The organism is Novosphingobium sp. B 225 (assembly GCF_002198665.1).
Classification (GTDB): Bacteria; Pseudomonadota; Alphaproteobacteria; order Sphingomonadales; family Sphingomonadaceae; genus Novosphingobium.
The window spans coordinates 1-4,723 of sequence record NZ_MWLM01000014.1; the positions used below are offsets into that span (position 1 = coordinate 1).

At 64.1% G+C, this 4,723-nt stretch carries 5 protein-coding genes; 1 reads left to right on the forward strand and 4 read right to left on the reverse strand.

Features of this window, described 5'->3' with window-relative positions:
• Nucleotides 1-310 precede the first annotated feature (310 nt).
• The 3 genes from MNBBLIKP_RS01505 to MNBBLIKP_RS01510 all read right to left on the reverse strand — a co-directional run bounded on the left by MNBBLIKP_RS01505 (nucleotide 311) and on the right by MNBBLIKP_RS01510 (nucleotide 3,058).
• On the reverse strand, nucleotides 311-685 hold the full coding sequence (locus MNBBLIKP_RS01505) for a CZB domain-containing protein (RefSeq protein WP_088306772.1): 375 nt from the start codon (nucleotides 683-685) through the stop codon (nucleotides 311-313).
• 642 nt (nucleotides 686-1,327) lie between these two features.
• Nucleotides 1,328-1,876 carry a GNAT family N-acetyltransferase gene (locus tag MNBBLIKP_RS17910; RefSeq protein WP_176399607.1) on the reverse strand — a complete coding sequence of 183 codons (549 nt, stop codon included), beginning with the start codon at nucleotides 1,874-1,876 and terminating at the stop codon, nucleotides 1,328-1,330.
• Between the two features lie 3 nt (nucleotides 1,877-1,879).
• Entirely contained in the window at nucleotides 1,880-3,058 is a 1,179-nt protein-coding gene (locus MNBBLIKP_RS01510; protein ID WP_176399608.1) for an amino acid aminotransferase, read from the reverse strand.
• 94 nt (nucleotides 3,059-3,152) lie between these two features.
• On the opposite strand from MNBBLIKP_RS01510, the gene MNBBLIKP_RS01515 reads away from it, so the two are divergent.
• Nucleotides 3,153-3,599 (forward strand): DUF983 domain-containing protein, encoded by a 447-nt coding sequence (locus tag MNBBLIKP_RS01515; RefSeq protein WP_254912880.1) that lies wholly within the window; start codon nucleotides 3,153-3,155, stop codon nucleotides 3,597-3,599.
• A gap of 227 nt (nucleotides 3,600-3,826) precedes the next feature.
• Here the strand turns inward: MNBBLIKP_RS01515 and MNBBLIKP_RS01520 are convergent, their stop codons facing one another.
• Nucleotides 3,827-4,570 carry a DUF1134 domain-containing protein gene (locus MNBBLIKP_RS01520; protein WP_088306774.1) on the reverse strand — a complete coding sequence of 248 codons (744 nt, stop codon included), beginning with the start codon at nucleotides 4,568-4,570 and terminating at the stop codon, nucleotides 3,827-3,829.
• Between the last annotated feature and the right edge of the window lie 153 nt (nucleotides 4,571-4,723).

The window sequence follows — 4,723 nt, forward strand, 5'->3', positions numbered from 1 at the left end:
CCTTACAATTACCAATTACGGTGACACGTCCGTAAACCCCTAATTACCCTTGGGCTTTGGCCCACGTTTGCCAGAGAGTTACGGTGACACCGCGTAATTGAAGTAGCCACTCTCCTGGGGAATTACGGAGCTGGAATTACGGTGGGAACTACGGTGACGTAATTACGGTGACATAATTACGGTGACAGTTTACTTAACCCCCAAACTCCACCCTATCCAGCCACATGCCAATCGCTGCCCACGATTGCTCTGTCGCATGGGGCACGCAATAGCGTGTCCCCACCTGTATCCCCGGCTGTAGAAGCGCGCCCTACCCCACCAGTTCCCGCCGCCATTTTTGCAGCGCGCGGATCAGCAGGTCGGACTGGGCTTCGAATTCGCGGCTCAAGGCAAGCTGGGCATCCTTGATCCGGCCCTGCTCAACATCGGTCAGGATTTTGCCAGCGGTGCGGTGAAAAGCGGTGTGGAGGCGCTGGACCACGGCGTAGGGGCGGCTGGCCTTGACCTGCGGATCAAGCTTGTCAGCCAATAGCCACTTGCCAAAGGCACATTCCCGGTCGGACCCGGCGGCGATCGGGCTGAAGCGCAACTGGCCGCTGGTGATCGCATCGATCAGCCGCTGCTTCCACACCATGTGCGCCGTGATCGCATCGGCGATTTCCCGGATCAGTCGATCATCAGGCATTCCGGCAACTCCGCTTGGTCCGCGCTGAGCAGATCGGGGTTTGGGGCTGCGACCGTTAGAACAAGGGTAGGCTGATGATTGGCAAAGACAATGACTTAGAACAGAGTTGCGTCCAAATCGGGGGATTTACTTTGTCGGTTCGAAATATCTGTTCAGTTCCGGGGCAAGTCGTTTGCCTGGCATACAATAAAGGGCAGACCTATTTCGAAAGACATAGCCTGCGTGACGGTCCGAAGCCTGTTCAGCGCGCCGCAGATGGCCGGAACCACCGGCCACCCGCATGGTGATGGTGCCTGGATTGGTGATGGCAGGTGCGCAGTTCCGCAGAACCATTTTCCTACACGCCGCCAAACTGTCACTCTCGCCCCGGCCCCCCGACGAATCGTTGTGGCCGGGCCTCTTTGACATTGTCGATGTTCGATCAGGGCTGGCCCAGTGCCGGGCGCGGCGTGGGGACGGTGGAACCCTGGCGGGGCGGACAGGCCTCGTCCGGAAAATGGCGCAAAGGGAAAGTCACACATTGCGCCCGTCACGCGCTGCGCATGCGCGTGTTTTCCGTGTTAAATTTCAATCTATTGCAGCGAAAACGGGGCGGCAAAGTTCACAACAATTCGCCTGGGGTTGCGTGTCCACTCCGGCCGGTTACCGCTGGCAGAGCGGCCCGCTGGCAAAGCTGTCCCGGGTGATTTCATAGACCACGTGCCGGGCCGGGCCGCTGGCGGTTTCAACCACGCCGCCGTCAAGTTCGGTCAGCCGCCCGCCGATCCGCACCATCGCTCCGCGTGAGCGCAGGTTGTGCTCGCCCACCCGGAAGTGGACCCGATCGACCCAGCGGAAGGCATGGGCCAGCATCAGCCGCTTCATCTCTTCGTTGCATGTGCGGCCCCAGTGGCTGCGGGCAAGGAAGGTCCAGCCGATCTCCACCGAACCACCCTGGGCCGGATCGTGGCCTTGCCAACGTGAAGATCCGATGATTGCGCCGCTGGACCGGTCAATCACGGCCACGGCCCCGCCCTGCGCCAGCGCGTCCTCGAAATAGGGTCGAAACACGCGCTCTTGCCAGCGGTCATGGGCGGGGTGCAGTTGCCAGATCAGCGGATCGCTGGCGACGGCGTAGAGCGCCTGCCAGTCATCCGCACGCAGCGGGCGGAGCAGCAGCCGCTCCCCTTCGAGGACCGGCTGGCGGTCCATCGCTCAGGCGCTTACCGCCGCGACAGCAGCGATGAATTTGTCGATGTTGCCCATGGTCAGCCCGGCAATGTTGATCCGGCCCGAACCCGCCATGTAAATCCCGTGGTCGCTGCGCAGCTTGAGGATCTGTTCGCCCGTCAGCGGCACAATCGAGAACAGCCCGCTCTGCCCGCCAAGCGGGGAAAGGTTGACCGAACCGGCCTGACCAGCCTCGGCCAGGCGTGCCCGCACTTGCCGCATCCGGGTGCGCATGGTGTCCAGCTCGTCCAGCCACAGCGCGGTCAGGGCTTTATCCTGCAGGATGATCCGCACCGCCGCCGCGCCGTGATCGGGCGGCATCGACCAGGCCGCGCGGGCGAGCGAGTGGCCGTTGGACAGTACGGCGTTCAGCTGCGCCGGATCAGCCACCATCGCATAGACCGCGCCGACCCGGTCACGGTACATGCCGAAATTCTTGTCACAGCTGTAGGCGATCAGCGCTTCGGGCACTTCGGCCAGCACGCGGCGCACGCCATAGGCGTCTTCCTCCATGCCAAAGCCCAGGCCCTGGTACGCCAGATCCAGCAGGGGCAGCAGCCCTTTGGCCTTGAGCGCGGGGGCGATCTCGTCCCAATCGGCGTGGCTGTAATCGATCCCGGTCGGGTTGTGGCAGCAGCCGTGCAGCAGCATGGCATCGCCCGGCTCAGCCGCGGCAATCGCGCCGCGCAGCGCGTCCATATCGACCACGCCCTGCGGCGTCGAATGGGCGAAAGTCTTGAGTTCAAGCCCCAGATCGGCCAGGATCTGGGCATGGTTGGGCCAGCTGGGTACGCCCATCCAGATCCGCTGGACCCCGGCCTTGCGCGCCAGCGCCGCCGCCAGCCGCACCCCGCCGGTGCCGCCGGGGGTCTGCATCCCGTCGATCCGCCCACCCATGCTGGGATCGGCTGCGCCGAACACATAGGGCATCAGCGCGTGGACGAATTCCATATCGCCTTCGGGGCCAAGGTAAGCCTTGGAATCCTGCGTATCGATCAGCTTCTGTTCTGCCGCCTTGATCGCCGCGAACACCGGGGTATCGCCCTGGCCGGTGCGATAGACGCCGACGCCAAGGTCGATCTTGTCGGCCCGGGGGTCCGCGTTATGGAGCTTGATCAGCGCGAGCAGCGCATCGGCGGGCTGTTGTTCCAGTTGGTCGAGCATGGCGCGCCCTTAGCCCCGCCGGGCGGGCCGGGGCAAGCGCTTTGTCGCAGAAATGCGCCGGATTCGATTGCATGCTTGCACTCGGCGGTTGGTCATGAAAAAGGACCTTGCCATGACCCCCTGGAGCAACAGCAACCCGCCCGCCACGCTTTCCGCCGCGATGCTGCGCGGCGCACGCGGCCTGTGTCCGCGCTGCGGGGCGAAGCACCTGTTTCCGCGCTATCTCAAGCCCAGCGCGCTTTGCCCCGGCTGCGGGCAGGACTGGACTCTGCACCAGGCTGACGATTTCCCGCCCTATGTCTCGATCATCGTCACCGGCCACGTCATGGCCCCCGTGATGATCGCGATCGGCAGCAGCGAGCTTCCGTTGTGGCAGATGATCACCTTGTCGGTAACGATCGCGCTGGTGCTGCTGATCAGCTTGCTCCAGCCGGCCAAAGGCGGGATCATCGCGTTGCAGTGGTGGATGGGGATGCACGGGTTCAAGCCAGGCGGGCGCACCGAACTGGCTGAGCGCCTGTCAGGATCCCGCCCGGACTGACCGCAATCCCGGTCGCGCCAGAAACCTCTTTCCTTCCGCCGATTTGCCGACAATAGGCGCGGCCAGAGCAGGCAGCGCGGATCAACTGCGGCCTGGGTTGAGGGTCGATGTTCGAGGGGAGTTCCTGGCTTGCGCAGGCGTTCAGGCTGACGCTTGCTGCCCTGTTTCTGCTGGGCGTAGCCGTGCTGACCCTGTGGCGGCTGCTGACCCCGGCCTAGGATCAGGACCTAGAACGGCAGCCAGCGCTGCTTGTGGCTGAACTTGATGTAGCCGACATTGAGCCCCAGCCGCAGCCCGGCCCCGGCACGCACCGGGATCAGCACCACATCGCCGCGGCGCTGATAGCTGACGTGGAATCCGCCCACCAGATAGGCCTGCCCTTCACCCCCGGGGAACCGCTTGTACAGGTCCTCACTGTTGTAAAGATTGTAGACCAGCACAAAGGTGTTGGCGGCATTGGCCCCAAGATCGAAGCCGAGCGAAGGCCCGGTCCAATAGACCGGCTTCTGCCCTTCGACCTTGTGGAACAGCGTGCCCGAACCATAGCGGACCCCCACTGCAATCGCCCCGCCGCCTTCGCGGCCGACGATATAGGCATTGGGTTCGCCCTGTTTCTTGAGCAGATCCTTGATCAGGTCGGCCAGGCCTTTGGCCCCTTTGCCGAACACGCCTTCGGCCGCACCGATCAGGTCATCCTGCTTGTAGGTTCCGCCAGCCGGAGCCGGGCTGGCCGGGGCGGCGGGATCAACCGGAGTGGACGCCGCCGCCGGGCTTGCCTGAGGCACTGCAGCTGCCGGGGCCGCGGTAACCGGTGCGGGAGCGGCCGCGGCGGTCTTGTTCAGATCGGCATCAATCGCCTTGTCAGGATCGACCGACTGAACCTGCGCAGCAAGCGGGCTGGCACCCGCCAGGGCCAGTGCCCCCACCAGCCCCGCCATGGCTCCACGCAGCAAGGTCCGAAAGCCTGCCATAATCCGTTCCGATCCCGTCAAATTCAAAGGGCGCTGGGCCCGACAGACCTAGAGAATCCAACCCCGCGCTCACGACAATCGACTGGCGACGAGGCGAGTCAGTTTTGCGGCCAGACGAGTCCCGCCCGCACCCCTGCAAAAGATTCTCCACCC